Genomic DNA, 24,826 nt, shown 5'->3' with positions numbered 1-24,826 from the left:
TCAGGCTCCGATCGTGACGGGGTTGGGGGTCGTGCGGCCGCGCGGGAAGCACGCGATTCCGAGCGCGACCACGGCGGCGACGGTGACGGGGGCGGCCCACCGCAGGAGGGGGTAGTCGCCGCTGGGGTCGAAGATCTCGGCGCGCGGCCAGGACAGGTTGACGACCATCAGCACGCCGTAGCCGACCGCAAGAATGTTGACGGGAAGGCCGAACCGTCCGAGCGAGAACAGCTTCCGGCCGTCCGCATCGACCTGCGGTCCACCGTGCGGCCAGCCCTTCAGCCTGCGCAGCAGGAGCGGCACGGTGACCATCAGGTAGGCGAGGTAGATCAGGATGATGCACACGCTCGACAGGGTCGCGAAGATCGCGGAGTTCCCGACGTTGACCGCGAGGATGCCGATGCAGACCAGGCCGATCAGGACGGACGGCGCGATGGGCGTTCCGGTGCGGGTGTTCACCGTCGACAGGATCTGCGAGGCGGGCAGCCGTCCGTCGCGGGCCATCGAGAACACCAGCCTGGACGCCGCCGTCTGGATGGCGAGCGTGCAGACGAACACGGCGATCGCGACGTCGACGAGGAGGAGGGTGCCCCAGGGCGAGCTGAGGATCGACGAGAGCACGTATGGCAGGCCTTCGGCGGCGAGCCGGCCGTCGGTCAGGCTCGGCGCGGCCATCAGCGCGCCGATGATCATCAGTCCACCGCCGAGCGCCGACACGGACAGCGCGAGGCGGATCGTGCGCGGCGCCACCCGGCGCGGATTCCGCGTCTCCTCGGCGAGTTCGCCCGCGGAGCCGAACCCGACCATGACGTAGGCCGCCATCAGTCCCGACACGATCCACGCCCATCCGTACCCGGGTGACGCCCCTGCCGTGCCCGTGTCGAACACGACCTCCGGTCCGCGCTGGGCGTGGGTGAGGAACATGCCGATCACCGCGATGACCCCGACGATCTCGCAGGTCACGCCGATGTTGTTGATCCTGGACATCCAGTTGACGCCGATGCAGTTGATGAACGTGGTAAGCACGAGGAGGACGGAACCCAGCAGCACCGCATTGGCGGCGCCACTAGCGGACGTCAACGTGCTGTCCTCACCGATGATCTGGAATCCGCTCCACACGTTGGGGAGCACGACCTGCAGGGCGATGGCCGCGGCGGAGGCGGTCACCATCTGCGCGAGGATCATGAACCATCCGGCGAACCAGCCGACCACCTCACCGCCCATCCGGCGTGACCATTGGTAGATCGCCCCCGAGATGGGGTACCGGGCGGCCAGTTCGGCGAAATTGAGCGCAACCATGAACTGGCCGACGAACACCACCGGCCACGTCCAGAAGAAGGCGGGGCCGGCGAATCCGAATCCGAGCCCGAAGAGCTGGAAGATGGTGGTGAGGATGGAAACGAATGAGAAGCCTGCGGCGAACGACGCGAACTTACCGAGGGAACGGTGAAGTTGCTGTTCGTAGCCGAATTCGCCGAGGTCGCCCGTGTCGTCGACGCCGGTTCCGCCGGACGGGCGGGGAGGTGCGGCCGGCGCGGTCAGCACTTGCGCAGTCCTTGTGGGTGTACTCAAGGGCTTACTCCTTCGGCGAGAGCAATATCTGTCGCTCGATAGTTTTCTCGCGGAGAGGCCTCGATGGGTGACGCCCGCGTATCCAGATCGCGGCCGGCCGTAACAGCATCGTTGCCTACGTTTCGGGAGCATGACGAAACCCTCACGAGGGGTGGAGACCGCCGTTCCCGAGAGCGACCTGACATCATGGAGCGGTGACCACAGGGCCGGGACGACCCCGACTGACCAGTCAGCGCAGACCAGGGCAGACCACTCCCGAGGAGATACTCGACGCCGCCGGAGAGTTGTTCACCACCAAGGGTTTCGCAGCCACGTCCACCCGGCAGATCGCCGAGATGGTCGGTATCCGGCAGGCATCGCTCTACCACCACTTCCCCAACAAGGAGGAGATCCTGGTGGCCCTCCTCGAGGAGACGGTGTCCCCCGCGCTCGCCGCCGCCGGACGGCTCGCAGACGCCGCCGCGCCCGCCGCGGTGCGCCTGCACGCGCTGGCCACCTACGACGTCACGCAACTCACCGCCACCAAATGGAATCTCGGTGCGCTGTATCTTCTTCCGGAACTGCTGACCGAGCGATTCGAGCCGTTCCGCGCCCAGCGAACCCTGCTGCGCCGGCACTACCGGCAGCTGGCTGACCAGGCCCTCACGGAAATCACCGACGATTCCGGCGACACCTCCCCCGCCCTGACCGACCTGCCGTTCCGAATAGTCGAGAGCGCCATCGCAACCCGCGCCGACATCGAACGCGGACTGCTTCCCGGGCCCGAGAACGAGGGCGCCGCCGGACTCCTCGCCGACGCCTGCCTCCGCGCTCTCGGATGGACGAAGCCGATGGACGAAATCCGGGCGAAGTCGCGGGCACTGCTCGCCGAGGCGGCAGGCGGAACACCCCTTCGCCTCTAGCCGTGCACGTCGGTCCCGTGAGATAAAGTCTGGCGAACGCTTATCACTGGGGGGTTATCTTGAGCGATGTCTTTGTCGTCACGGACGGCATCAGGAATTACGGCGCCACCGCTGCGCAGGCCGCCGAACAGATCAGCAGCGCCGCCGCACTCGATCTCGGCGCGAATCTCGCGGCACTCGCGCCCGTGTTCGGCCCGATCGGCGCCGACTTTCTCGCGTCCTTCGCTGCCGCACAGGCAAATCACGCCAAGTCGGTCGCCGAACTCGCGTCTCACTACGCGCAGACCGCGGTCGCCGCCGATGCCACCGCCGATTCCTACGATTCCGTCGACGGCGCCAACGGCGTTGCGCTCGGTGCCGTCGGCGACGGGATGGGAGGTCTCGCATGACGTCCCCCGAATCCACCGGAAATCCTGTGGAGCACGGGTCGATCCTCGACCTGATCCAGGGAACGCCCGTCGGCGACGCCCTCGCCACGCCACTGCCGAGCACTCCACTCGAAGCCCTGCAGAACTCTCCGCTCGGTCCGTTCCTCGATGCGCCGCTCGGTGACCTGCCGCCGTTACCGGCCCTTCCGCCGCTCCCTCCATTGCCGCCGAACCCGGTGGAGGCGCTGCTGCAGGGTCTCGTGCTGCCCGGACTGCCGGGTGTGGACGAGTTGTTCAAGCCGCTCACCGATCTCGCCGGGGGTTTCGGCACCGGCACGTTCGGCTCGTTCGATCCGACGTCCCTCCTCGACATGTCCTCGGGCATGATCGACCAGGCGATGTCGATGAGTATGTCGGGGCTGAAGGTGCTCGACCAGATCTGGCAGAGCCAGGCAGCACAGGCGGCGCAGTCGCAGGGCCTGCAGGCTCAGTCCAGCGGCACGGAATTGAGCGAACGCGGCACGGAGATCTCGGCGACGACGCAGACCGCCGCCGCGTCCGTGGCGCGGGGCAACGCGAACCTCATGACGATTTCGGAGTCGTTCGCAGCCACCGCGGTCGCCGCCGCGCCGATGGTGATGACGCCGCCCGGTCAGGCGATGCTGCTCGCGTCCGCAGCCGAGCATCTGAAGGCGGCCATCGGGGTCGTGACGCAGACGCGCACCGAACTCAACGAACAGACCCTCACGATGAACGGTCTGGCCGCCCCGGTTCCGGTGCCGCCGCCCCCGGCGCGCGGAGCCGTGGCGGGAGCCGCACCGACGTCACCGTTCGCCATCGCGTCCAGCGTGATCGAGGGTGTGGGCAAACCGATGATCTCCACCGTCACCGACAGTGTCGGCGACCTGGTGTCGGCGAGCACCCAGGCGGCGAGCGTCTCCTCGTCCGATCTGCCTGCCGACGCCCTGTCGGCGAAATCCGCGGTCACCCCCGCGCACGGGTCAGCGGGCGGAGTTCCGGGTGCGGTGGGCATCGCCGGCGGCGCTGGCATCGGCATGTACGGCGGCGGCGCGGGCGGAAGCGTCTCCGCGGGTAGCGGTTCCGTACCCCGCGGAACGGTCACCGGGCCGGTGGTTCCCCCGGCGACACCGGGGACCACTCCCACACCCGGCGCCGCTCCGGCCGCTGCCTCGTCCCCTCTCGCACCCGGCGGAGCCATGGGCGGGATGGGCGGGATGGGCGGCGCCGGGATGGCGGGTGCCGGGATGGCGGGCGCCGGGCGCGGCGGCGACGACCAGCTGAGCGGCCGGTCCACACCGAGCTACCTCGTCAACTCCGGGGAGAACAACGCGTTTGTCGGCGATCTCCCCATGGTCGCGCCCGCCGTGATCGGCGAGGACCTCGACGAGACTCCGTTCGGCGACCAGAGCTGATTGCTCAGTCGAGGAGCGCTGCCACCTCGTGATCGGTGAGCGTGGTGGTGGGCACGCGGCCTTCCGAACGCACCAGTTCCACGGCCCGGAACAGGGGGCGTTCGGGAAGGCCCGCGCCGCGCGCTTCCGCACGGAGCTGCTCGATGAGCACCGACGCGATCGCGGCGGCCGGCACCAGTTCGCTCGTCGTCAGCGCGTCGGCCAGCTTGCGGAGCCCGAGGATCTCGAGTTCACGGCCGCCGTCGGTCGTGTAGAGGGCGAGCGGTATCGCGAGGCTCCCGTCGGGATCCGTGATCCGGACACTCACCTCGCTGACCCGCGCCGAACGGACCACCAGTTCCGCCGCGACCGCCCTCGTGACGTCGACGTGCCGGCTGCGCAGTCCTCCCGTCGACCGGATTCGCCCGGTCTGCAGTGTGACGCGACGCCGCAACGTGAGGAGCGCGGACGCGGCGGTCGGGACCGCGATCACGGCCCCGACTGTCACGCCGACCCACACGGGCCCGAAGAACCCGACGATGACGCCGACCACCACACCGATCAGCACGGCGATCGCCGCGACTCGCTTGAGTCGCGGTGCGATCAACTCGATCGGAACGAGGTCGAGTGACACCGGCGCGGTGTCGTCACGCGCCAAGGATGGCTCCGACGCGTGCGACGACATCCGCCGAGGAAACCGATTCCTGATCTCCGGTGGCGAGATTCTTGATTCCCACCGTCCCGTCGGCGATGTCTCGGTCGCCGAGCACGAGTGCCAGCGCGGCGCCGGATCGGTCGGCGGCCTTCATCGCGCCCTTCACCCCGCGGTTGCCGTAGGCGAGATCGACTCGAATCCCCTGGGCGCGCAACTGGTGAGCGACCACCACCAGCTTCGCCTTCGCCTCCTCGCCCAGCGGAACACCGAAGACCTCACAGCGGGCGGTCGAGCCTGCGGTCTTGCCCTCGGCAGCGAGCGCCAGGACGGTCCGGTCGACGCCGAGCCCGAAACCGATGCCGGACAACGGCTGCCCGCCGAGCTGCGCCATCAGACCGTCGTACCGTCCGCCGCCACCGATACCCGACTGCGCGCCGAGCCCGTCATGGACGAATTCGAACGTGGTCTTCGTGTAGTAGTCGAGGCCGCGAACCATCCGCGGGTTCACCACGTACGGAACACCCAGCGCGTCGAGGTGTGCGAGCACCTCGTCGAAGTGCGCCTTCGCCGTGTCCGAGAGGTGATCGAGCATGAGCGGTGCGTCCGCCGTCATCTCGCGCACCTCCTTGCGCTTGTCGTCGAGCACGCGCAGCGGGTTGATCTCCGCCCGCCGACGCGTCTCCTCGTCGAGGGGAAGGGCGAACAGGAACTCCTGCAACCGTTCCCGGTACTGCGGCCGGCACGTGTCGTCACCGAGGGAGGTGATCTCCAACCGGAACCCGTCGAGGCCGAGGCCGCGGAAACCGGCGTCGGCGATCGCGATGACCTCGGCGTCGAGGGCGGGGTCGTCGACGCCGATGGCCTCCACCCCGACCTGCTGCAGCTGGCGGTAACGACCGGCCTGCGGGCGCTCGTAACGGAAGAACGGTCCGGCGTAGCTCAGTTTCACCGGCAACTGGCCGCGGTCCAGGCCATGTTCGATCACGGCCCGCATGACGCCCGCCGTGCCCTCGGGCCGCAGGGTCACCGAACGATCACCGCGGTCGGCGAACGTGTACATCTCCTTGCTGACGACGTCGGTGGACTCGCCGACGCCGCGGGCGAACAGCCCGGTGTCCTCGAAGATGGGAAGTTCGATGTGGCCGTATCCGGCCAGTCGCGCAGCGCGCGTGAGTCCGTCACGGACCGCGACGAACTCGGACGACTGCGGCGGGACGTAATCGGGGACGCCCTTGGGGGCGGAGAAAGTGCTGGCTTTGCTCACTGTCGTTACTTTTCCTTATTTCGATCCCGAGAGTCCAACGAGAAAGGGGTTCGACCCACGTTCGGCGCCGACGGTGCTCGATCCGCCGTGCCCGGGGAGGACCGCGGTGTCGTCGGCGAGGATCAGAAGTTTGTCGGCGATGGACTGCAACAACTGTTCGTGGTTGCCGCCGGGCAGGTCGCTGCGACCGATCGATCCCTGGAACAGGGTGTCACCGGTGAGGGCGATCTCGACGGGGCCGTTCTCGGTGGCGACCCGGGTCCGGAAGACCACGGACCCCTGCGTGTGCCCCGGGGTGTGGTCGACGGCGAACGACATCCCGGCCTGCTCGATCACGTCGCCGTCGGCCAGTGCGATCACCTCGCCGGGCTCGACGAACGTCATGCCCTCGATGAACGGCTTCATCGTCGGGCCGATGCCGCGGCCCGGGTCCGACAGCATGTACCGGTCCTCGGGATGGATGTACGCGGGGATCCCGAATTTCTCGCAGACGTCGTAGGCGTTCCAGACGTGGTCGAGGTGACCGTGGGTCAGGAGCACCGCGGTCGGCGTGAGATTCGACTGGTCCAGGAATTCGAACAACGGTTCGGCGGCATCCTGTCCTGGGTCGACGACGACGCATTCCTGGGCATCGTCCTGCGCGAGGATGTAGCAGTTGGTCTGAAACATCCCGGCCGGGAATCCTGTGACGAGCACCTGTGAGGCTCCTGTTCGAGTGGACATTGCAGTCGGTACAGCCTAAGCCGCCGCCCCGCCAGGATGTTCTCAGGTTCGGATGGCAGACTCTGGAGGTCGTGTGCCGGGGGTAGTTCGCACCGACCAACTGCTATATCGATCGACCGACTGCCAGACAGACCGATACGGGAGGACCACCGCAGTGCCGAGCAACGAGCAGCGCCGGGAAGCAGCCAAACGAAAGCTCGAGCGTCAGCTCGAACGCCGCGCCGACAGAGCACGCAAGCGTAAGCAGCTGACGATCGCCGGTTCGGTGCTCGGTGTCGTGCTCGTGGTGGCGGCGGGCGCCGTCGTCTTCGCCCTCACCAGCGGCGACGACGACGCGACGGAAGCGTCGGCGGCCGAGTCGGTGTCGGCGTCGCCGCAGTCGCCCGGCGTGATGCCGGCGGGGCGGTCCGAACCGCTGCCCGAGAAGGTGTCGTGCACGTACACCCCCGGCACTCAGCCGCCCGCGAAGCAGGTGAACCCGCCGCGCACCGACGACATCGACACCACCCTCCAGGAAGTCAGCGTCAGCATGCAGACGACGCAGGGCAACATCGGCCTGATCCTGGACAACGCCGACTCCCCGTGCACCGTCAACAACTTCCTGAGCCTGGCGAGCCAGAACTACTTCGACAACACCCCGTGCCACCGGCTCGTCACGTCCGAAGGACTGAAGGTCCTGCAGTGCGGTGATCCCACGGGCGCAGGCACCGGCGGTCCCGGTTACGGGTTCGCCAACGAATTCCCCACCGACCAGTACGAGGCGTCGGATCCGTCCCTGCAGGTGCCGGTGACGTACCCGCGCGGCACCATCGCGATGGCCAACAGCGGTCAGCCCGACAGCAACGGCAGCCAGTTCTTCCTCGTCTACGCCGACTCGCAGCTTCCCCCGCAGTACACCGCGTTCGGGAAGGTCGACGATACGGGTCTCGCGACCATCGAGAAGGTCGCGGCGGCCGGCGACGACGGATCGATGCAGGCCGGCGGCGGCAAGCCCAACCTGCCCATCGACATCACGTCCGTCCGGATGGACTGAGTCTCGTGTGAGGATGGACCGATGAAACGCACCTCGATCCTCGTCGCAGGCGTGAGCCTCGCGGTCCTCCTCGCCGGTTGTTCGGATTCGTCCGACTCGGGCGGCACGTCGACCGGCACCTCGTCGAAGGCGGCCCCCACGAGCGCGGCGGAACAGTCGCTCGATCTGTCCAAGTTCGGCACGCTGCCGCCGGTCCCGGCGCCCGCCGCGGCCACCGTGGACTGCACGTATCCGGCCGGGCAGCCCGCCGTCAAGGATGTCACCCCGCCGCCCACGTCCGGTGTCTCCACCGAAGGCACCGTCCCGGTCGACCTCCAGACCAGCGCCGGACCGATCGGCCTTGTCCTCGACCGCGCCGAGGCCCCGTGCACGGTCAACAGCTTCACGAGCCTGGCCCAGCAGGGCTATTTCGACGACACACCCTGCCACCGGCTGACGACGGAGCTGGGACTGCAGGTCCTGCAGTGCGGCGACCCCAGCGGGAAGGGCACCGGCGGACCTGGCTACGGCTTCACCACCGAGTACCCGGAGACGGCGTTCGCGCCGAACGATCCGGCACTCGCGAATCCGGTGGTCTACCCGCGCGGCACCGTCGCGATGGCGAACAGCGGGACGCCCGGCAGTAACGGCAGCCAGTTCTTCCTCGTCTACGCCGACTCGGTGCTCCCGCCCAATTACACCGTGTTCGGTTCGATCTCCGAGGAGGGCCTCGCGACCGTCGAGAAGATTGCGGCGGACGGCGACGACGGATCCATGTCCGCGGGCGGCGGCAAGCCCAACACCCCGGTTCAGATCGAGACCGCGACGGTCGGCTGACCCACTCCCCCGGCTACACGAACGGGACGGTCGTTCGATCAGATCGAACGACCGTCCCGTTCGTCGTTGCTACGCGGCGGACGTCACCCGGTATACGTCGTACACGCCCTCGACGTTGCGGACCACGTTCAGCACGTGCCCGAGGTGCTTCGGGTCGCCCATCTCGAACGTGAACTTGCTGATCGCCACCCGGTCGCCGGACGTCGTCACGGACGCCGACAAGATGTTGACCTTCTCGTCCGCGAGCGCCTTCGTCACGTCCGACAGCAGCCGGTGCCGATCGAGCGCCTCGATCTGGATGGCCACCAGGAACACCGACGACGGCGACGGCGCCCACTTGACCTCGATGATGCGCTCGGACTGCTCCTGCAGGGAGCCCGCGTTGGTGCAGTCGGTGCGGTGGACGCTGACCGCGCCGCCCCGGGTCACGAATCCCATGATCTCGTCGCCGGGAACCGGTGTGCAGCACTTGGCCAGCTTGGCGACCGTGCCCTCCGCGCCGGGAACCAGCACGCCCGCGTCGCCGGTGCTCCGAGGGCGCATCGGCATCGTGGACGGAGTCGACCGCTCGGCGAGCTCCTCCTCGACGTCGCCTACACCGCCCAGATGGGCAACCAGACGCTGGACGACGTGCTGCGCCGACACGTGGCTCTCACCGACGGCGGTGTACAGCATCGACACGTCGGTGTAGTGCAGTTCGTGCGCGATGGACGCCATCGATTCGGCGTTCATCAGGCGCTGCAGCGGCAGCCCGACCCGCCGCACTTCCTTCGCGATGGCGTCCTTGCCCGCCTCGAGCGCCTCTTCACGGCGTTCCTTGGCGAACCATTGCCGGATCTTCGTCTTGGCGCGCGGGGAGACGACGAACGTCTGCCAGTCGCGGCTCGGGCCGGCGTTGACGGCCTTGGACGTGAAGACCTCCACGACCTCGCCGTTTTCGAGCTTGCGTTCGAGCGCCACCAGCCTGCCGTTGACCCGGGCGCCGATACACCGGTGCCCGACCTCCGTGTGCACGGCGTACGCGAAGTCGACGGGTGTCGACCCGGCGGGCAGCGTCACCACGTCGCCCTTGGGCGTGAAGACGAAGATCTCCTTGACCGCGAGGTCGTAGCGGAGCGACTCGAGGAACTCCCCCGGGTCGGCGGCCTCACGCTGCCAGTCGAGGAGCTGACGCATCCACGCCATGTCGTCGACCTCGGCGACGTCACCGGAGTGCCTGCCCTTGGTCTCCTTGTACCGCCAGTGCGCGGCGATACCGAACTCGGCGGTCCGGTGCATGTCGTGGGTGCGGATCTGCACCTCGAGGGGTTTGCCCTCGGGCCCGACCACGGTGGTGTGCAGCGACTGGTAGACGCCGTAGCGCGGCTGCGCGATGTAGTCCTTGAACCGGCCTGCCATCGGCTGCCACAGCGAGTGGACGACGCCGACGGCCGCATAGCAGTCGCGGACCTCGTCGCACAGGATTCGCACGCCGACCAGGTCGTGGATGTCGTCGAAGTCGCGGCCCTTGACGATCATCTTCTGGTAGATCGACCAGTAGTGCTTCGGCCTGCCCTCGACGACGGCGTTGATGCGCGACGCCGTCAACGTCGCGTTGATCTCCGCACGAACCTTCGCGAGGTAGGTGTCGCGGGACGGCGCACGGTCTGCGACGAGCCGCACGATCTCGTCGTACTTCTTGGGATGCAGGATCGCGAAGGACAGGTCCTCGAGTTCCCACTTCACGGTCGCCATGCCCAGCCGGTGGGCCAGGGGCGCGATCACCTCGAGGGTTTCGCGGGCCTTGCGGGCCTGCTTCTCGGGCGGCAGGAACCGCATGGTCCGCATGTTGTGGAGCCGGTCGGCCACCTTGATCACCAGGACGCGGGGGTCGCGGGCCATCGCGATGATCATCTTGCGGATGGTCTCGCCCTCGGCGGCGTTGCCGAGCACCACCTTGTCGAGTTTGGTGACGCCGTCGACGAGGTGGGCGACCTCTTCGCCGAACTCGTCGGTCAACTGCTCGAGGGAGTAGCCGGTGTCTTCGACGGTGTCGTGGAGCAGGGCGGCGACCAGCGTGGTCGTGTCCATCCCCAGTTCGGCGAGGATGCTGGCGACGGCGAGGGGATGCGTGATGTACGGGTCGCCCGACTTGCGGCGCTGGCTGGCGTGCCGCTCCTCCGCGACGTCGTAGGCGCGTTGCAGGAGCGCCAGGTCCGCCTTCGGATAGAGCTCGCGATGCAGGCTGACGAGCGGTTCGAGAACCGGCCGGATGGTCGTGTTCCGCTGACCCGTGATGCGCCGGGCGAGTCGCGCTCGTACCCGGCGCGATGCGGACGCCGGAACGGCGAATCCCTGTGCTCCACGGTTGTTACCGGAAGCCGGGTTCGCTGCAGGTGACTCGGCATCGGATTGCGCAGACGAGGTTGATCCCGTGTTCTGCGACCGATCAAGATTCGAAGTCATGCCGTCACCTCCTACCACTGAAATGGCTCGGGCCGTGCGGCCCTGGTTGGTCTCGGGCATGCGCCCTGGTGGCCGTGACGACCACCAGGCACAACTTTAGTACTCAGACCGTGACGAGGGACGTGAGCGGGTACTTTCCGAGCCGCTCCCGGCCACCCAGCGCGGCGATCTCCAGGACCACGGCGACACCGATCACCCGGGCACCTGCGGATTCCACCAGTCGCGCCGTGGCGTCGAGGGTTCCGCCGGTGGCCAGGACGTCGTCGACGACGAGCACCGAGCGCCCGTCCAGACCGATCGATCCGCTCGGAATCTCCAGCGTGGCCGTTCCGTATTCGAGGGTGTACGACTGCGACAGCACGGGCGGTGGCAGTTTGCCCGACTTCCGCACGGCCACCACACCGGAGCCCAGTTCCCGGGCGACGCCGCCGCCGAGGAGGAACCCTCGTGCGTCGACGGCGGCAATCACGTCCGCCTCCGGGGCGCAGGCGGCGAGCGCGTCGACGACGACGCGGAAACCTTCCGCGTCGGAGAAGACCGGCGTCAGATCGGCGAAGCGCACCCCGGGTTGCGGAAAGTCGTCGGCCCACCGGGTGAGCCGGGTGACGGCGTCACGCGCCGAAGAATGGTCGATCACCTGCGTAAGACCCACCTGTCCATGTTCCAGCCGGCGCCCGAACGCGTCGGATTGATTGCTCCCTCCTGCAAACCTGTCGCGAACGCGACGGTCCGCGGCTGGTCGAACAGCGGCACCGTGGGCACGTCCGACCACAGGATGTTCTCCGCCTCCGTCGACAACGACAGCTGGGTGGCGGTGGAGCTGTCGACCGCGAGTTGATCGACGATCTGATCGACGCGGCCGTTGCTGTAGTCCCCGAAGTTCGATCGGATTCCGCTGCGGAGGGCGTACATCGCGGTAGTGGCCACCGCTGTGCCCGCGGCGCCGGGAGCGGCGGCCGTGCCCGCGAGGACCACGTCCACCTGACCGTCGCGCAGCATCGACGGCGTGAACTCGGGCGACGCGACGTCCTGCACGGTGATACCGGCCGGGGCGCACGCCGCCGCCACCGCCGCCACGATCTCGGCGCGGCGCGGGTTCGGACCCAGATATCCGACACGGACGGTCGCCGACGTGTTGCCGGTGTCGGCCAGTGCGTCCGCCGCCGCTGCGGTGTCCGGCGTCTCGTACCGCCCGCCGACGGCACCGGTCACCGACTCGTGAACGAGACTGTCGGGGGCGGTGACCCGGGTGTCGACCGGGCCCCCGGCCGCCGCACCGGCCTCGTCCGACTCCGTGGCGATCCCGAACTTCGACGCCAGCTCCTCTCGGGGCATGCACGCCGCGAACGCCCGCCGTCCGGCTGCGTTCTCGAACAGGCCCGAGGTGGACAGGACGAACTGCTCGACGCTGCGCGAGGGCACCTCCGTCACGTCGAACCCGCCGAGATCCAGGTCCGGCGCCGATCCGGCGGCGACGTCGACCACCTCGACCGAACCGTCACCGATCCGCGCGCTCACGTCGGAAGACTTGGGCCACACCACGATCCGGGACGTGGCCGGACGGTTCCCCCACCAGCGGTCGTTGGCCACCAGCACGAGGCCCTCGTCCTCGGAGAACGATTCGACCTTGTAGGGGCCGGACGCGGGGAACTTGGCGAGGTCGAGGTCGCCGGGTGCCATCGTCCATCCGTCGTTCCAGAAGTCCGCGACGCGCGTCAGTGCATCCACGTCCGAATTCTGCACGGCGGCAACGACGTCGGGCACGCCGGCAGCGCTGGCGACCACGTGCGCCGGCATCATCGACGTCGCGCCGAACAGCGATTTCCAGTCGGTGACATTGCGTCCCGCCTTGAACGTGACGACGGCATCCTTCGCGCCCGTCTGGCAGTCGACGCGGTCGATGTCCGAGTAGCCGGCGGTGCTCGCCGCATCGAACATCGGGAAACGGCCACTGTTCGCCGCCCACGTCAGCACCAGATCGTCGCAGGACATCGGCACGCCGTCGGAGTAGACGGAGTTGGGATTGAGCTTGTACTGGATCGTGAGGGCGTCCCCGGGCATCGCGTTGGCGGTGCCGATGTCCGTGTCGGCCACCGGTCCGCCTTCCGGCCCCGTGTAGTTGAACCCCGGCAGCACCCGCGCGAACGCCTGACGCGCCCCCGACACCGCACCCGCGACGCTGTTGGCGTTGTAGGTGGTGACGGTGTTGTCGATGGCGTAGCCGATCGACGGGATCTGCTCACCCTCCTCGGAACATCCGACGAGCGATCCGGCGAGGACCACGGTCGCGAGGAGGCCGGCACCCGACACGGCCGTAATCCGGCCGCGTCGGGTGTGCGCACCGCGTCGGGTGCTGTGCGATGCGGGCATGTCAGTGCCTCTTCTTGTTGCGCTTCCCGGTGGGACGTGAGCCCGGTGTGGGTGCGGTCGCCGCCGACCGGCGGCGCGGGACGGCGGCGTCGGCCGCGGATGCTGCGACCTCGGCGGCCGGGGTACCGGCCTTCTGGGCACCGCCCTGTGCCAGGGTCGCTCGGCGAGCGAGGACCTTGCGCGTGTGCGCGGCCACCGGACCCCATCGCTCCTTCAGTGTGACCAGCAGGGGTGTCGCGAAGAAGATCGACGAGTAGGCGCCGACGATGATGCCGACGAGCTGCACCAGCGCCAGGTCCTTCAGCGTTCCGACACCGAGCATCCAGACCGCGACCACCATCAGCGCGAGCACCGGCAACACGCTGATCAGGGTGGTGTTGATGGACCGCATCAGCGTCTGGTTGATCGCCAGGTTCGCCTGCTCGGCGTAGGTGCGACGGGTCAGGTGCAGAATCCCGCGCGTGTTCTCCTCGACCTTGTCGAACACCACCACCGAGTCGTAGAGCGAGAAACCGAGAATCGTCAGCAGACCGATGACGGTCGCCGGGGTCACCTCGAAGCCGACGAGCGAGTACACACCGGCGGTCACGGCGATGTCGAAGAACAGCGCGACGATCGCGGCGATCGCCATGTCGCGCTCGAACCGGACGGCGATGTACACGCTCACGATCACCAGGAACACAAGCAGCGCGATCAGCGCCTTCTGGGTGATCTGCCCGCCCCACGTCTCACTGACGTCGGCGATGCTGATCACGTTCTTGCTGACGTTGCCGTCACTGTCCTTCGGCTGGAACTCGTCGTACAACGCGTCCTGAAGCGTCACCACCTGCGCCGCGTCGAGTGCCTCGGAGCGGATCTGCACGGTCGCGCTCGAACCCGAGCCCACCGTCTGCACCGAGACGGGATCCATGCCCAGCGCCTCGGAGTAGACCTCCTCCACCTGCGAGGTCTCCACCCCGCCGCCGGCGGGGAACTGGATCCGCGATCCTCCCTCGAAATCGATACCGAGGGTGAACCCGCGGACGAGGATGCTCAGCAACGAGATCAGCACGATGGTGCCGGTCAGGATGTAGTAGAAGCGCCGACGCCCGACCACCTCGAAGGCGCCGGTTCCGGTGTAGAGCCGCGAGAGCAGGCTGTGCTGGGGCATCGACGACTGATTGACGCCCGAATCGGACAGCGAAGACTCGGGGTCCGTCTGCGACGCAGACTGGGACGTGGTCGATTCGCTCATACTCGTGACTCCTTCGCCGACGCTGCGGCAGCCTTGCGTTCCTTGGCGATCTGCTGCACGGCACCCAGCCCGTTGACACCGGGCTTCGACCAGAACGGCGACTTCGAGGCCAGGTGGACCAGCGGCCACGTCACCAGGAACACCACGACGACATCGAGGACGGTGGTCAGGCCGAGGGTGAACGCGAAGCCGCGCACCTGGCCGATTGCGAGGACGTACAGCACCGCGGCGGCGATGAAGCTGACCGCGTTACCGGACAAGATGGTCCGGCGTGCACGGGCCCAGCCGCGCGGAACCGCGGACCGGAAACTGCGTCCCTCCCGCATCTCGTCCTTGATTCTCTCGAAGAACACCACGAACGAGTCGGCGGTCATACCGATACCGATGATCAGACCGGCGATGCCCGCGAGATCGAGGGTGAAATTGATGTACCGGCCGAGCAGCACCATGATCGCGTAGACCATCACACCCGACAGCACCAGCGACAGCGCCGTGAGCACCCCGAGCATGCGGTAGTAGAGCAGGCAGTAGAGCAGCACCAGGACCAGACCCACCAGACCGGCGATGAGACCGGCCTCCAGCGAGGCGAGACCCAGCGTCGCGGACACGGTCTCCGCCTCCGACGCCGCGAACGACAGCGGCAGCGAGCCGTACTTCAGGGTGTTCGCGAGTTCCTTCGCGCTTTCCGCGGTGAACGAGCCGGTGATCGACGTCGAGCTGCCTGCGGGTGTCGCGCCCTGGACGACCGGTGCGCTCACCACCTTGGAGTCGAGCGTGAACGCGGCCTGCTTGCCGATGTTCTGCGACGTGAACGTGGCCCAGGTGTTGCTGCCCTCGGACTTGAACGTCAAGCTCACCTCGTGCCGCGACTGCTGGGAGTTGTAGCCGGACGTCGCGTCGGCGATCTCCTGACCGTCGATGATCGCCGGTTCGAGCAGGTACACGGCCTGACCGTCGGTGGAGCACGCGACGAGCGGCAGGGCCGGGTCGTCGTTGCCGCGCAGCGGGTCGGGCACGCTGCAGTCGAGTGTCGCCATGGCCTGCTGCTGCACGGCCGGGTCGGTGCTCTGACGCGTGGCCCGCGCTGCCGCGATCTCGTCGGCCGCCTCGGCGGTCTCGGTACCGGACGCGTCGGCGGGCGCCGGTTCCGCCGTCGGAGCCGGCTCGGGAGAGGTCGACGGATCCTGAGCCGGGAACGGCCGGTTCTGGGGCGCGGGAGTCTCGGTTCCGGCGGGAGTCTGCGCGGGCGTGTCACCGGCGGCGGGTGCCTGTGTGCCGGCAGGAGCCGCGGCCTGCGACGTCTGGACGGGACGGACGTACAACCGCGCCGTCTGGCCGAGCGAACGCGCCTGGGCGCTGTCGTCGCCGGGGACGGTGATGACGAGGTTGTCGCCGTCGATGACGACCTCGGAGCCGGACACGCCGAGTCCGTTCACACGGGTCTCGATGATCTCCTGGGCCTGCCGCAGGCTGTCCGGCGTCGGCTTGCTGCCGTCCGGGGTGCGTGCGGTGAGGGTGACTCGGGTCCCACCTTGCAGGTCGATGCCCAGCTTGGGTGTCGCGGACTTGTCGCCGGTGAAGAACACCAGGGCATACAGAACCGCCACGAGCACCGCGAAAACGGTGAGGTAGCGGACGGGATGCACCGATCCTGTGGAAGGTGCCACGATCTCTATGTCTCCTCAGTACGTGCAGTTCGGGTGGGAACGTTCACAGCGCACCGGGCCGGCAGACGCAGGGCTGTGCCCCGGTTGCCGCGCCCGGGGCGCCTGCGACGCGACGGCTGCGGAATTACGCCGCGGAAGCGTCGATCAATCCTTGTTCAGCCGCGGCGTGCTGTCGCCGCCGTTCTCACGATCCTCGCGCACGATGTCCGTGGCGGGGGCCTCGGCGTCGATCGATTCGTGATCGAGGGAACCGTCACCCTGCAGCGGGGCGTCGACGATCTGCTCGCGGACGACGAGACGCGACCACGTGGTGACCACGCCGGGAGCGATCTCGAGGTCGATCGTCTCGTCGCCGAGTGCGACGACGGTGCCGTGCAGACCGGCAGTCGTGAGGACGCGGTCGCCGACCGAGATCGAGTCCTGCAGAGCGGTCACCTTGGCCGCCTCCTTCTTCTGTCGGCGGATCCCCAGGAACATGGGGACGAGCAGCGCCAGAATCAGGAGCGGGAAGAGAAAATCCATCTGTAAGTCAACCTCGAGGTATGTCGCACGGTCCGAAGCACTGGTCCCGGTTGGACCGATGCAATACACCAGTGTGCCATCACCGGCCCGGACACCGGTTCGCTCGGCACGAGGCGGGCGTTTCTCCGGGGGTCGATCAGGGGTCTTCCGGATCGAACAGGGAGGCCTGCGGCTCGTTGACGCGGACCTCGATTCCGCCGGTCACAGCGTCGGGCGGCGGGATCAGGCCCAGTTGCGTCCACGCGGCGGCCGTGGCGACACGGCCGCGGGGTGTCCGGGCGATCATTCCGGCGCGGACGAGGAAGGGCTCACACACCTCCTCGACGGTGGCGGGCTCCTCACCGACCGCGACGGCCAGGGTGGACACCCCGACCGGGCCGCCGCCGAAGCTGCGCACGAGGGCACTGAGAACGGACCGGTCGAGACGGTCGAGTCCCAGTTGGTCGACGTCGTAGACGGCGAGGGCCGCATGGGCGATCTCGCGGGTGACGACGCCGTCCGCCCGGACCTCGGCGTAGTCGCGAACGCGGCGGAGAAGGCGGTTGGCGATGCGGGGCGTGCCCCGGGACCGGCTCGCGATCTCGGCGCCGGCCTCCTCGCCGAGTTGCACTCCGAGAATGCCCGCCGATCGCATGAGGATCTGCTGCAGCTCCGCGGGTTCGTAGAAGTCCATGTGGGCAGTGAAGCCGAACCGGTCGCGCAGCGGTCCGGTGAGTGCCCCGGAGCGCGTGGTGGCCCCGACCAGGGTGAACGGCGCGACCTCGAGGGGGATTGAGGTGGCGCCGGGCCCTTTGCCGACCACGACGTCGACCCGGAAGTCCTCCATCGCGAGGTAGAGCATCTCTTCGGCAGGCCGCGCGATGCGGTGGATCTCGTCGATGAACAGCACGTCACCCTCGACGAGATTGCTCAGCATGGCGGCCAGATCGCCCGCCCGTTCCAGCGCCGGACCCGACGTCAGCCTCAGCGAGGAGCCCAGTTCGGCCGCGATGATCATCGCCATGCTGGTCTTCCCCAGCCCGGGCGGGCCCGAGAGGAGGATGTGGTCGGGGGTGCCGCCGCGCATCTTGGCGCCGGTCAGGACGAGTTGCAACTGCTCCCGGACCCGCGGTTGCCCGATGAAGTCGTGGAGGTTCTTCGGCCGCAGGCTGGCCTCGATGTCGCCGTCGCCGGCGACGAGATCAGCCGAGACCTGGGACTCCTCGTCGTAGTCGCCGCCGGGTTCGGGATTCATCTGGTCTTCCCGAGCAGGGAGAGGGCGGAGCGCAGCGCGGACGAGGTGGTCGACTCGGGCGCCTCGGCGAGGACGGCGTCGGTGGCCTGTTCCGCCTGCTTGGCCGGGAATCCGAGCCCGACCAGGGCTTCGACGATCTGGTCACGGACCGATCCGCCGCCGCCCGCACCGAGCGGCACCGCCCCGGACGTGGACGCGACGGCGTCGACCTTGTCGCGCAGTTCGACGACCATCCGCTCCGCCCCGCGCTTGCCGATGCCCGGCACCCGCGTGAGCGCCGTGACGTTGCCCTCGGCCAGTGCCGCCCGCAACGCGTCGGGTTCGAGCACGGCCAGGGTCGCCATCGCCAGGCGCGGGCCGACTCCGGACACGGTCTGGAGCAGCCCGAACAACTCCTTGGACTCCGAGTCGGGGAACCCGTACAGCGTCATCGAGTCCTCGCGGACGATCATCGCCGTGACCAGCCTGGCCTCGGTTCCTCGCTGCAGTGCGCCGAGGGTGGCCGGCGTCGCGTTCACGCGGTATCCCACTCCGGCGGATTCGATCACCGCATGGTCGAGGGCGATCTCGAGCACCTCGCCGCGGACGGACGCGATCATCGTGTACCTGCCTTCTTCACTTCGGCCAGTCGGGCCTGGTAGCGACGTTTCTGTTCGGCGGCGGCGGCTTCGGCGCGGGCCATGCGTTCGATCATCGGCGCCCGCCAGCAATGGCAGATCGCCAGCGCCAGCGCGTCCGCCGCGTCGGCCGGTTTGGGTGCGGCCGCCAGTTTGAGGATGCGCGTCACCATCGCCGTCACCTGAGCTTTGTCGGCGGAGCCACTCCCGGTGACTGCGGCCTTGACCTCACTGGGGGTATGGAAACACACGGGGATGCCGCGGCGCGCGGCGGCGAGGGCGACGACGCCACCCGCCTGCGCGGTGCCCATCGCGGTGCGCACGTTGTGCTGGGAAAACACCCGCTCGATCGCCACGACCTCGGGCCGGTGCAGATCGATCCACGATTCGGCCGCCTCGGAGATGCGCAACAGCCTGGACGCCAACTCGAGGTCTGCCGGGGTCCGGACCACGTCGACGGCGATCGGGGTGACGGTGCGGCCGCTGCCGCCGTCCACCACTCCGAATCCGCACCGGGTCAGACCGGGATCCACACCCAGCACACGCACGCAAAGCCACCTCTCCCACGCCGAACAGCTGTTCGATAGCTTAGCCGTGGGGTCGGACGAGTCGGCGCACCAACACGCAGGACGGGACGGGGCGGGCGAGCACCGCTCCCCCGCCCCGTGCGTCGTGCGATCAGTCGTCGAGTTCCGCGAGCACCTCGTCGGACAGGTCGACGTTGGTGTAGACGTTCTGGACGTCGTCGGACTCCTCGAGCGCGTCGACGAGCTTGAAGACCTTCCGGGCTCCGTCGGCGTCGACCGGAACCTCGACGGACGCGCGGAAGTCTGCCTCGGCGGAGTCGTAGTCGATACCCGCCTCCTGCAATGCGCTGCGGACGGCGACGAGGTCGGTGGGCTCGCTCACGATCTCGAACGTGTCGCCGAGGTCGGTGACCTCTTCGGCACCCGCATCGAGGACCGCCATCAGCACGTCGTCCTCGGTCTGGTCACCCTTCTCCAGGGTGACGACGCCCTTGCGCGTGAACAGGTAGGACACGGAACCCGGGTCGGCCATGTTGCCGCCGTTGCGGGTCATCGCGGTACGTACCTCGCCGGCCGCACGGTTGCGGTTGTCCGTCAGACACTCGATGAGGACGGCGACACCGTTGGGTCCGTAGCCCTCGTACATGATGGTCTGCCAGTCGGCGCCGCCCGCTTCTTCACCGGCGCCGCGCTTGCGGGCGCGCTCGATGTTGTCGTTGGGGACCGACGTCTTCTTGGCCTTCTGGATGGCGTCGTACAGGGTGGGATTTCCCGCAGGATCGCCACCGCCGGTACGGGCCGCCACCTCGATGTTCTTGATCAGCTTCGCGAAGGCTTTGCCACGCCTGGCATCGATCACAGCCTTCTTGTGCTTGGTGGTGGCCCATTTGGAGTGGCCGCTCATGCGATTCAAGCCCCTTTCCTGCTGCCTTTGGCACGCCGAATGCGCGGTTTCAGCTTTGACGATGTTACCCGCAGCCCGGCCGCCCCTGCGCGTTCCCGGGGTAACAACTCGCATAAGTCGGCATTGTTTGCATAGAATGCAAACATGTTGATGCGGGTCGACCACAGCTCCACCACCCCACTGGGTGAGCAGATCGCGGCCAATGTGCGCGGCGCGTTCCTGCGCGGCGAGATCGGCGCGGGCGATCGGCTCCCCTCCGCCCGGGCGCTGGCCGAGTCCATCGACGTCAACCTCCACACCGTGCTGCGCGCGTACGCCGCGTTGCGCGACGAGGGCCTGATCGACCTCCGCCGGGGCCGGGGCGCGGTCGTCCGCGCCGACACGGACCCGGTACACACCCGATTGACCGAAGCCGCACGCACTTTCGTGTCCGAGGCACGACGCCTCGGACTCGACACCGAACAGATGCTCGACGTGATCAAGGAGACCACCAGACAATGACGACCTCCCGAACGCGCCTCCTCGCCGCGACCTCGGCTGTGCCGCTCCTCGCGCTCGTGATCGCGAGACTCGCCTGGAGCGGTGAACTGCCGCCGACGGTGGCCAGCCACTGGTCCGGCACCGAACCCGACCGATTCAGCGACACGACCACCTACTTCTGGATCGCCGCCGCCGTCTGCGCGGCCGCCACCGCGATCGCCGGCGTCGTGGCGGTGCGGGCCCGCACCGACGCCGCGCTCTGGCTTCCCGCCACCGTTCTCATCGGGTGGACTGTGGCCACGGCCTGGATCGTCAGCGTCGCTGCCACGATCGAGGCCGGCTCACCCGAAGCGGCGACGCTGGGCTGGTGGATCATCGTTCCCCTCTTGGGAATCGTGTGGGCCGTCGCCACGTTCGCCCTGCTCCCCCGGACGTCGCACTCCGCAGAGAACGGTGCAGCGCCGACGCTGCCCGTCCCCCTGGCGCCCGGCGAGCGGGCAGCCTGGACCGGATATGCCCGCGGAAGGTGGGCGGGCGTGCTCGCTCTCGCCATGGCCGTGGCCGCCGTCGTCTCCGCGCTGGTGGGAGCGCTCTGGCTCGCCGTCCTGTTCCTCGTCCTGGCGATCGCCGGCGGCGGCTTCGCCTCGGTGACCGTGCAGATCGACCGCACGGGACTGACCCTCTCGTCGTGGAACGTCCGCTGGCGGAAGATCCCGCTCGACTCCATCGCCGAGGCCCGGGTCGCCGACATCCGCCCCGCAGAGTGGGGCGGCTGGGGCTACCGGTTCACGCCGCGCGGGACCGCGGTCGTGATCCGCGCCGGCGAGGGCATCGTGGTGACCCGCTCCGGCGGCCGCCCGTTCGCGGTCACCGTCGACGGCGCCGCGGAGGGTGCGGCGCTCCTCAACACACTCGTCGCACCCCGCCCGGCGAGTTAGACCCCGCGGACGATGTCGACGAACAACTCGTGCACCCGCCGGTCGCCCGTCACCTCCGGGTGGAACGACGTGGCCACCACGGAACCCTGCCGGACGGCCACGATCCGTCCGGCGGCCGCGCCACCCGACTCGGGCACGCGGGCGAGAACCTGCACGTCGTCGCCGACGCGCTCCACCCACGGTGCCCGGATGAACACGGCCCGCATCGGGTCGCCGACGATGCCCTCGAATTCGAGGTCGGACTCGAAGGAGTCGACCTGACGACCGAAGGCGTTGCGGCGCACCGTCATGTCGATCGCACCGAGGTGCTGCGCGTCGGGCCTCGTGTCGAGGATCTCGCTCGCGAGGAGGATCATCCCGGCGCAGGACCCGTAGGCGGGCAACCCGTCGTGCAGGCGCGCCTTCAGCGGTTCGAGCAGTTCGAAGATCTGCAGCAGCTTGCTCATCGTCGTCGACTCGCCGCCCGGAATGACGAGGCCGTCGATCTTCTCGAGCTCCTCCGGGCGCCGGATACCGACGGCGTCGGCACCCGAATCGTTCAGTGCAGCAAGGTGTTCACGGACGTCGCCCTGCAGGGCGAGTACTCCGACGAGGGGACGGGTCATGCCATGTTTCCTGTCTCGATGTCGCGCTTGTCCTGATCGCGCTGGATGCGGGTCAACCCCTCCTGGACGACGGCGGCGACCATGGTGCCGTTCCGGTCGAACATGCGGCCCTGGGTGAGGGCGCGGCCGAAGCCGGCGGAGGGTGAGGTCTGGTCGTAGAGCAGCCACTCGTCGGCACGGAACGGACGCATGAACCACATGGCGTGATCGAGCGACGCCGTCTGCGTGACCACTCCCGGGTGCGGGACCTTCGACGCACCGAGGAGGGTCATGTCACTGAGGTAGGCGAGGGTGCAGATGTGGAAGACCTGATCGTCCGGCAGCTTGCTGCGGTACCGCATCCACACCCGTTGCTGCGCGGCGACTCCGGGAGTCTTCCCGGTGGAGTCGGCCGGAACGATGCGGACGTCCCATTCCTTCCACTCCCGGTAGAGATCGGTGGCGGCGAACTCCTCGAGGGTCTGTGCGTCGACCAGTTCCTCGGGCGCGGGGACGGTCGGCATCGTGTCCTGATGCTCGATGCCCTCGTCCTCGCTGTGGAACGACGCCGACATGGTGAAGATCGCCTTGCCGTCCTGGATCCCGGTGACGCGCCGCGTACAGAAGGATCTGCCGTCCCGGATCCGGTCGACCAGGTACACGGTGGGTTTCAGCGGATTTCCGGGACGCAGGAAGTACCCGTGCAGGGAGTGGACCTTGAATACCTCGTCGACGGTGCGGACCGCGGACACCAGCGATTGACCCGCGACCTGCCCGCCGAACGTTCTCTTCAGAACAGACGGATGAACCGCGCCGCGGAAGATGTCCTTCTCCAGCGCTTCGAGTTCGAGAACGTCCTCGATGCTCGCCATGGGCCCTCCTTCTGTGCCTGGTCAAGGTTATCCGCCCGGTTCGGGCTCGAGGCACCATGGGTGCCATGACGATGTTCACACCGACGAGCCCGGACGGTCTCGTCGCCCTCGTCACCGAACGCTGCCTCGCCGTTCAGGGCACCGCCGTCGTCGCGATCGACGCTCCCGACGGCGCGCAGCCCCTGCCCCTCGCGGACGCGGTGTGCGCGTCACTGCGGGAGCAGGGCCGCCCGTGTGACGTCGTGTCCCTCCACGACTACGTCCGGCCCGCCTCCCTGCGGTTCGAGCACGGACGCGACGACGAACTCAGCTACCGCACCCTCTGGTTCGACTACGACGCCCTGAACCGCGAGGTGGTGCGATCGGTCCGCGCCGACCGCCGGTGGTTGCCGCGCCTGTGGGACGAGGCCGAGGATCGCTCCGCCCGCTGCGCCCGCGTCCCCGCGGCCGACGGTCAGGTGCTTCTCGTCGCCGGCCCGATGCTGCTCGGCCGGGACCTCGACTTCGACGTCACCGTGCAACTCCATCTGGGCGAGGGAGCCCTGCTCCGCCGAACCCCGGCCGATCAACGATGGACCGTCCCCGCTCTGCTGCGCCGCGCTGCCGACGTCACGGTCGAACCCGACCTGCTGGTGCGGTACGACCATCCGCCGAGGCCCGCCGTTCGGGCGGGCCGCTGAGCCCGCTCACGTCGTGCGCAGGAACCGGGTCAGCCCTTCCTGCACGACGGCAGCGACCAGATTGCCCTTCCGGTCGAAGATCCGGCCCTGCGCAAGCGCCCGACCGAAACCGGCGGACGGTGACGTCTGGTCGTACAGCAGCCACTCGTCGGCCCGGAACGGCCGCAGGAACCACAGCGCGTGATCGAGTGAGGCACCGTTGATCTCGACACCGGGGTGCGGGGTCATGGCGGAACCGATCAGCGTCATGTCGCTCATGTAGGCCAGTGCGCAGACGTGGAAGACCGGGTCGTCGGGCAGCGTCTTGCGGGACCGGAACCACGCCTGTTGCTGAGCGGCCGCACCGCGCCGGCGGTCGACCTCGCCGTGTCCGACCATCCGGATGTCCCAGTCGGACCACTCCTGGGCGAGCCAGGCGATCTCCGGGTCGTCGGAGTCACTGGCGAACGGCAGCGCATCGGGCGGTGGGACCACGGGCATCTCGTCCTGGTGCTCGATGCCCTCGTCCTCGACCTGGAACGACGCCGACATCGTGAAGATCGCCTGACCGTCCTGGACGGCGCTGACCCGCCGGGTGACGAACGACCTACCGTCCCGGATGCGGTCGACGAGGTACACGATCGGCATCGTGGGGTTTCCGGGTCGGAGGAAGTATCCGTGCAGCGAATGCACCATGAAGCGCGGGTCGACGGTGCGGACCGCTGCCACCAGCGCCTGACCGGCCACCTGCCCACCGAACGTCCGGGGAAGCATGGTTTCGGTCGCTATGCCTCGGAAGATGTTCTCCTCGAGGCGTTCCACTTCCAGGATCTCTTCGATCGTCGCCATCCACGGCCCCTTCCGATGCTCGTCCGCTGACACTCTCACACGGGTCCTGGGCACCGGCGCACCGCACCGCACGAGTCCCGTGTCGGGGCCTCGTGCGGTGCGAATGGAAACAGTGCGGCGCCGGGAGCGCCGCGATCGATCACAGATCGATCGCGGGGATCACCAGCCGCGTTCGGCGA

General features: G+C 68.5%; 25 protein-coding genes. 8 read left to right on the top strand and 17 right to left on the bottom strand.

What is annotated here, in order from left to right; translation table 11 throughout:
* Window positions 1–1,545: an amino acid permease gene (locus tag AZG88_RS03075; protein WP_025432426.1), complete on the bottom strand. Its 1,545-nt coding sequence runs from the start codon at window positions 1,543–1,545 to the stop codon at window positions 1–3.
* Window positions 1,546–1,766: 221 nt separating this feature from the next.
* Between AZG88_RS03075 and AZG88_RS03070 the strand changes: the two genes are divergently transcribed.
* From AZG88_RS03070 to AZG88_RS03060, 3 genes are read left to right on the top strand one after another with little or no spacing between them, the layout of a single operon-like run.
* Complete coding sequence (locus AZG88_RS03070; RefSeq protein ID WP_005241021.1) at window positions 1,767–2,474, top strand: TetR/AcrR family transcriptional regulator; 708 nt, start codon at window positions 1,767–1,769, stop codon at window positions 2,472–2,474.
* Between the two features lie 59 nt (window positions 2,475–2,533).
* Entirely contained in the window at window positions 2,534–2,863 is a 330-nt protein-coding gene (locus AZG88_RS03065) for a type VII secretion target (protein ID WP_005241020.1), read from the top strand.
* Window positions 2,860–4,275: a hypothetical protein gene (locus AZG88_RS03060; RefSeq protein ID WP_061696993.1), complete on the top strand. Its 1,416-nt coding sequence runs from the start codon at window positions 2,860–2,862 to the stop codon at window positions 4,273–4,275. Before AZG88_RS03065 ends, AZG88_RS03060 begins: the two co-directional genes overlap by 4 nt.
* A 4-nt stretch (window positions 4,276–4,279) precedes the next feature.
* Here AZG88_RS03060 and AZG88_RS03055 read toward each other — a convergent pair whose 3' ends face one another.
* From AZG88_RS03055 to AZG88_RS03045, 3 genes are read right to left on the bottom strand one after another with little or no spacing between them, the layout of a single operon-like run.
* Complete coding sequence (locus AZG88_RS03055) at window positions 4,280–4,939, bottom strand: hypothetical protein (RefSeq protein WP_005241016.1); 660 nt, start codon at window positions 4,937–4,939, stop codon at window positions 4,280–4,282.
* Window positions 4,902–6,173: a histidine--tRNA ligase gene (gene hisS / locus AZG88_RS03050; protein WP_061696992.1), complete on the bottom strand. Its 1,272-nt coding sequence runs from the start codon at window positions 6,171–6,173 to the stop codon at window positions 4,902–4,904. Before hisS ends, AZG88_RS03055 begins: the two co-directional genes overlap by 38 nt.
* 15 nt (window positions 6,174–6,188) lie before the next feature.
* Window positions 6,189–6,869 carry an MBL fold metallo-hydrolase gene (locus tag AZG88_RS03045; protein WP_005566972.1) on the bottom strand — a complete coding sequence of 227 codons (681 nt, stop codon included), beginning with the start codon at window positions 6,867–6,869 and terminating at the stop codon, window positions 6,189–6,191.
* A 181-nt stretch (window positions 6,870–7,050) separates the two neighbouring features.
* On the opposite strand from AZG88_RS03045, the gene AZG88_RS03040 reads away from it, so the two are divergent.
* Both AZG88_RS03040 and AZG88_RS03035 read left to right on the top strand, forming a co-directional pair.
* A complete protein-coding gene (locus tag AZG88_RS03040) occupies window positions 7,051–7,929 on the top strand; it encodes a peptidylprolyl isomerase (RefSeq protein ID WP_061045215.1) in 879 nt (292 codons plus the stop codon).
* A gap of 21 nt (window positions 7,930–7,950) precedes the next feature.
* Window positions 7,951–8,745: a peptidylprolyl isomerase gene (locus AZG88_RS03035; protein WP_005241007.1), complete on the top strand. Its 795-nt coding sequence runs from the start codon at window positions 7,951–7,953 to the stop codon at window positions 8,743–8,745.
* Window positions 8,746–8,814: 69 nt separating this feature from the next.
* On the opposite strand, the gene AZG88_RS03030 is transcribed toward AZG88_RS03035, so the two are convergent.
* The 10 genes from AZG88_RS03030 to AZG88_RS02985 all read right to left on the bottom strand — a co-directional run bounded on the left by AZG88_RS03030 (window position 8,815) and on the right by AZG88_RS02985 (window position 20,265).
* Window positions 8,815–11,190, bottom strand: a complete 2,376-nt coding sequence (locus AZG88_RS03030) for a RelA/SpoT family protein (RefSeq protein ID WP_005241006.1) — start codon at window positions 11,188–11,190, stop codon at window positions 8,815–8,817.
* Between the two features lie 103 nt (window positions 11,191–11,293).
* Window positions 11,294–11,827, bottom strand: a complete 534-nt coding sequence (locus AZG88_RS03025) for an adenine phosphoribosyltransferase (RefSeq protein WP_025432422.1) — start codon at window positions 11,825–11,827, stop codon at window positions 11,294–11,296.
* Window positions 11,824–13,560 (bottom strand): ABC transporter substrate-binding protein, encoded by a 1,737-nt coding sequence (locus AZG88_RS03020; protein WP_061696991.1) that lies wholly within the window; start codon window positions 13,558–13,560, stop codon window positions 11,824–11,826. Before AZG88_RS03020 ends, AZG88_RS03025 begins: the two co-directional genes overlap by 4 nt.
* Before the next feature lies 1 nt (window position 13,561).
* Window positions 13,562–14,794: a protein translocase subunit SecF gene (gene secF, locus AZG88_RS03015; RefSeq protein WP_025432421.1), complete on the bottom strand. Its 1,233-nt coding sequence runs from the start codon at window positions 14,792–14,794 to the stop codon at window positions 13,562–13,564.
* Window positions 14,791–16,461 carry a protein translocase subunit SecD gene (gene secD / locus AZG88_RS03010; RefSeq protein ID WP_061696990.1) on the bottom strand — a complete coding sequence of 557 codons (1,671 nt, stop codon included), beginning with the start codon at window positions 16,459–16,461 and terminating at the stop codon, window positions 14,791–14,793. The genes secF and secD overlap by 4 nt, the downstream gene beginning before the upstream one ends.
* A 144-nt stretch (window positions 16,462–16,605) precedes the next feature.
* Window positions 16,606–16,983 (bottom strand): preprotein translocase subunit YajC, encoded by a 378-nt coding sequence (gene yajC / locus AZG88_RS03005; protein WP_061045219.1) that lies wholly within the window; start codon window positions 16,981–16,983, stop codon window positions 16,606–16,608.
* Window positions 16,984–17,119: 136 nt separating this feature from the next.
* The gene (gene ruvB, locus AZG88_RS03000) at window positions 17,120–18,217 is read right to left on the bottom strand and encodes a Holliday junction branch migration DNA helicase RuvB (protein WP_005240995.1); all 1,098 of its coding nucleotides are present in this window, start codon (window positions 18,215–18,217) and stop codon (window positions 17,120–17,122) included.
* A complete protein-coding gene (ruvA, locus tag AZG88_RS02995) occupies window positions 18,214–18,816 on the bottom strand; it encodes a Holliday junction branch migration protein RuvA (RefSeq protein ID WP_005240992.1) in 603 nt (200 codons plus the stop codon). The genes ruvB and ruvA overlap by 4 nt, the downstream gene beginning before the upstream one ends.
* Window positions 18,813–19,382: a crossover junction endodeoxyribonuclease RuvC gene (gene ruvC, locus AZG88_RS02990; RefSeq protein ID WP_005240990.1), complete on the bottom strand. Its 570-nt coding sequence runs from the start codon at window positions 19,380–19,382 to the stop codon at window positions 18,813–18,815. The genes ruvA and ruvC overlap by 4 nt, the downstream gene beginning before the upstream one ends.
* A gap of 130 nt (window positions 19,383–19,512) precedes the next feature.
* The gene (locus AZG88_RS02985; protein ID WP_061696989.1) at window positions 19,513–20,265 is read right to left on the bottom strand and encodes a YebC/PmpR family DNA-binding transcriptional regulator; all 753 of its coding nucleotides are present in this window, start codon (window positions 20,263–20,265) and stop codon (window positions 19,513–19,515) included.
* A gap of 144 nt (window positions 20,266–20,409) precedes the next feature.
* Here AZG88_RS02985 and AZG88_RS02980 point away from each other — a divergent pair, with 144 nt between their 5' ends.
* Window positions 20,410–20,766, top strand: coding sequence for a GntR family transcriptional regulator (locus AZG88_RS02980; RefSeq protein ID WP_061696988.1), 357 nt, complete (start codon window positions 20,410–20,412; stop codon window positions 20,764–20,766).
* Window positions 20,763–21,683 carry a hypothetical protein gene (locus AZG88_RS02975; protein WP_061696987.1) on the top strand — a complete coding sequence of 307 codons (921 nt, stop codon included), beginning with the start codon at window positions 20,763–20,765 and terminating at the stop codon, window positions 21,681–21,683. The genes AZG88_RS02980 and AZG88_RS02975 overlap by 4 nt, the downstream gene beginning before the upstream one ends.
* Here the strand turns inward: AZG88_RS02975 and pdxT are convergent.
* Together pdxT and AZG88_RS02965 are read right to left on the bottom strand one after the other, a co-directional pair.
* Window positions 21,680–22,288, bottom strand: coding sequence for a pyridoxal 5'-phosphate synthase glutaminase subunit PdxT (pdxT, locus tag AZG88_RS02970; RefSeq protein ID WP_005240983.1), 609 nt, complete (start codon window positions 22,286–22,288; stop codon window positions 21,680–21,682). The two genes, AZG88_RS02975 and pdxT, sit on opposite strands and share 4 nt — an antisense overlap.
* The gene (locus AZG88_RS02965; RefSeq protein WP_061696986.1) at window positions 22,285–23,139 is read right to left on the bottom strand and encodes an acyl-CoA thioesterase; all 855 of its coding nucleotides are present in this window, start codon (window positions 23,137–23,139) and stop codon (window positions 22,285–22,287) included. The genes pdxT and AZG88_RS02965 overlap by 4 nt, the downstream gene beginning before the upstream one ends.
* Before the next feature lie 56 nt (window positions 23,140–23,195).
* On the opposite strand from AZG88_RS02965, the gene AZG88_RS02960 reads away from it, so the two are divergent.
* Complete coding sequence (locus AZG88_RS02960; protein WP_061696985.1) at window positions 23,196–23,819, top strand: hypothetical protein; 624 nt, start codon at window positions 23,196–23,198, stop codon at window positions 23,817–23,819.
* Between the two features lie 6 nt (window positions 23,820–23,825).
* Here the strand turns inward: AZG88_RS02960 and AZG88_RS02955 are convergent, their stop codons facing one another.
* On the bottom strand, window positions 23,826–24,647 hold the full coding sequence (locus AZG88_RS02955) for an acyl-CoA thioesterase (RefSeq protein ID WP_005240977.1): 822 nt from the start codon (window positions 24,645–24,647) through the stop codon (window positions 23,826–23,828).
* Window positions 24,648–24,826: the final 179 nt, after the last annotated feature.

Source organism: Rhodococcus sp. LB1 (assembly GCF_001583455.1).
GTDB classification, from domain to species: Bacteria; Actinomycetota; Actinomycetes; order Mycobacteriales; family Mycobacteriaceae; genus Rhodococcus_F; species Rhodococcus_F opacus.
This window is presented reverse-complemented; position numbering and strand designations above follow the sequence as displayed.

Excerpts from the sequence above, each read along its gene's own strand:
- AZG88_RS03060 (WP_061696993.1), top strand. The coding sequence starts at position 2,860 with ATGACGTCCCCCGAATCCACCGGAAATCCTGTGGAGCACGGGTCGATC.
- AZG88_RS03055 (WP_005241016.1), bottom strand. The coding sequence starts at position 4,939 with ATGTCGTCGCACGCGTCGGAGCCATCCTTGGCGCGTGACGACACCGCG.
- AZG88_RS03035 (WP_005241007.1), top strand. The coding sequence starts at position 7,951 with ATGAAACGCACCTCGATCCTCGTCGCAGGCGTGAGCCTCGCGGTCCTC.
- AZG88_RS03030 (WP_005241006.1), bottom strand. The coding sequence starts at position 11,190 with ATGACTTCGAATCTTGATCGGTCGCAGAACACGGGATCAACCTCGTCT.
- AZG88_RS03020 (WP_061696991.1), bottom strand. The coding sequence starts at position 13,560 with ATGCCCGCATCGCACAGCACCCGACGCGGTGCGCACACCCGACGCGGC.
- secF (WP_025432421.1), bottom strand. The coding sequence starts at position 14,794 with ATGAGCGAATCGACCACGTCCCAGTCTGCGTCGCAGACGGACCCCGAG.
- yajC (WP_061045219.1), bottom strand. The coding sequence starts at position 16,983 with ATGGATTTTCTCTTCCCGCTCCTGATTCTGGCGCTGCTCGTCCCCATG.
- ruvB (WP_005240995.1), bottom strand. The coding sequence starts at position 18,217 with ATGAATCCCGAACCCGGCGGCGACTACGACGAGGAGTCCCAGGTCTCG.
- ruvA (WP_005240992.1), bottom strand. The coding sequence starts at position 18,816 with ATGATCGCGTCCGTCCGCGGCGAGGTGCTCGAGATCGCCCTCGACCAT.
- AZG88_RS02985 (WP_061696989.1), bottom strand. The coding sequence starts at position 20,265 with ATGAGCGGCCACTCCAAATGGGCCACCACCAAGCACAAGAAGGCTGTG.
- AZG88_RS02980 (WP_061696988.1), top strand. The coding sequence starts at position 20,410 with ATGTTGATGCGGGTCGACCACAGCTCCACCACCCCACTGGGTGAGCAG.
- AZG88_RS02975 (WP_061696987.1), top strand. The coding sequence starts at position 20,763 with ATGACGACCTCCCGAACGCGCCTCCTCGCCGCGACCTCGGCTGTGCCG.
- pdxT (WP_005240983.1), bottom strand. The coding sequence starts at position 22,288 with ATGACCCGTCCCCTCGTCGGAGTACTCGCCCTGCAGGGCGACGTCCGT.
- AZG88_RS02965 (WP_061696986.1), bottom strand. The coding sequence starts at position 23,139 with ATGGCGAGCATCGAGGACGTTCTCGAACTCGAAGCGCTGGAGAAGGAC.
- AZG88_RS02960 (WP_061696985.1), top strand. The coding sequence starts at position 23,196 with ATGGGTGCCATGACGATGTTCACACCGACGAGCCCGGACGGTCTCGTC.
- AZG88_RS02955 (WP_005240977.1), bottom strand. The coding sequence starts at position 24,647 with ATGGCGACGATCGAAGAGATCCTGGAAGTGGAACGCCTCGAGGAGAAC.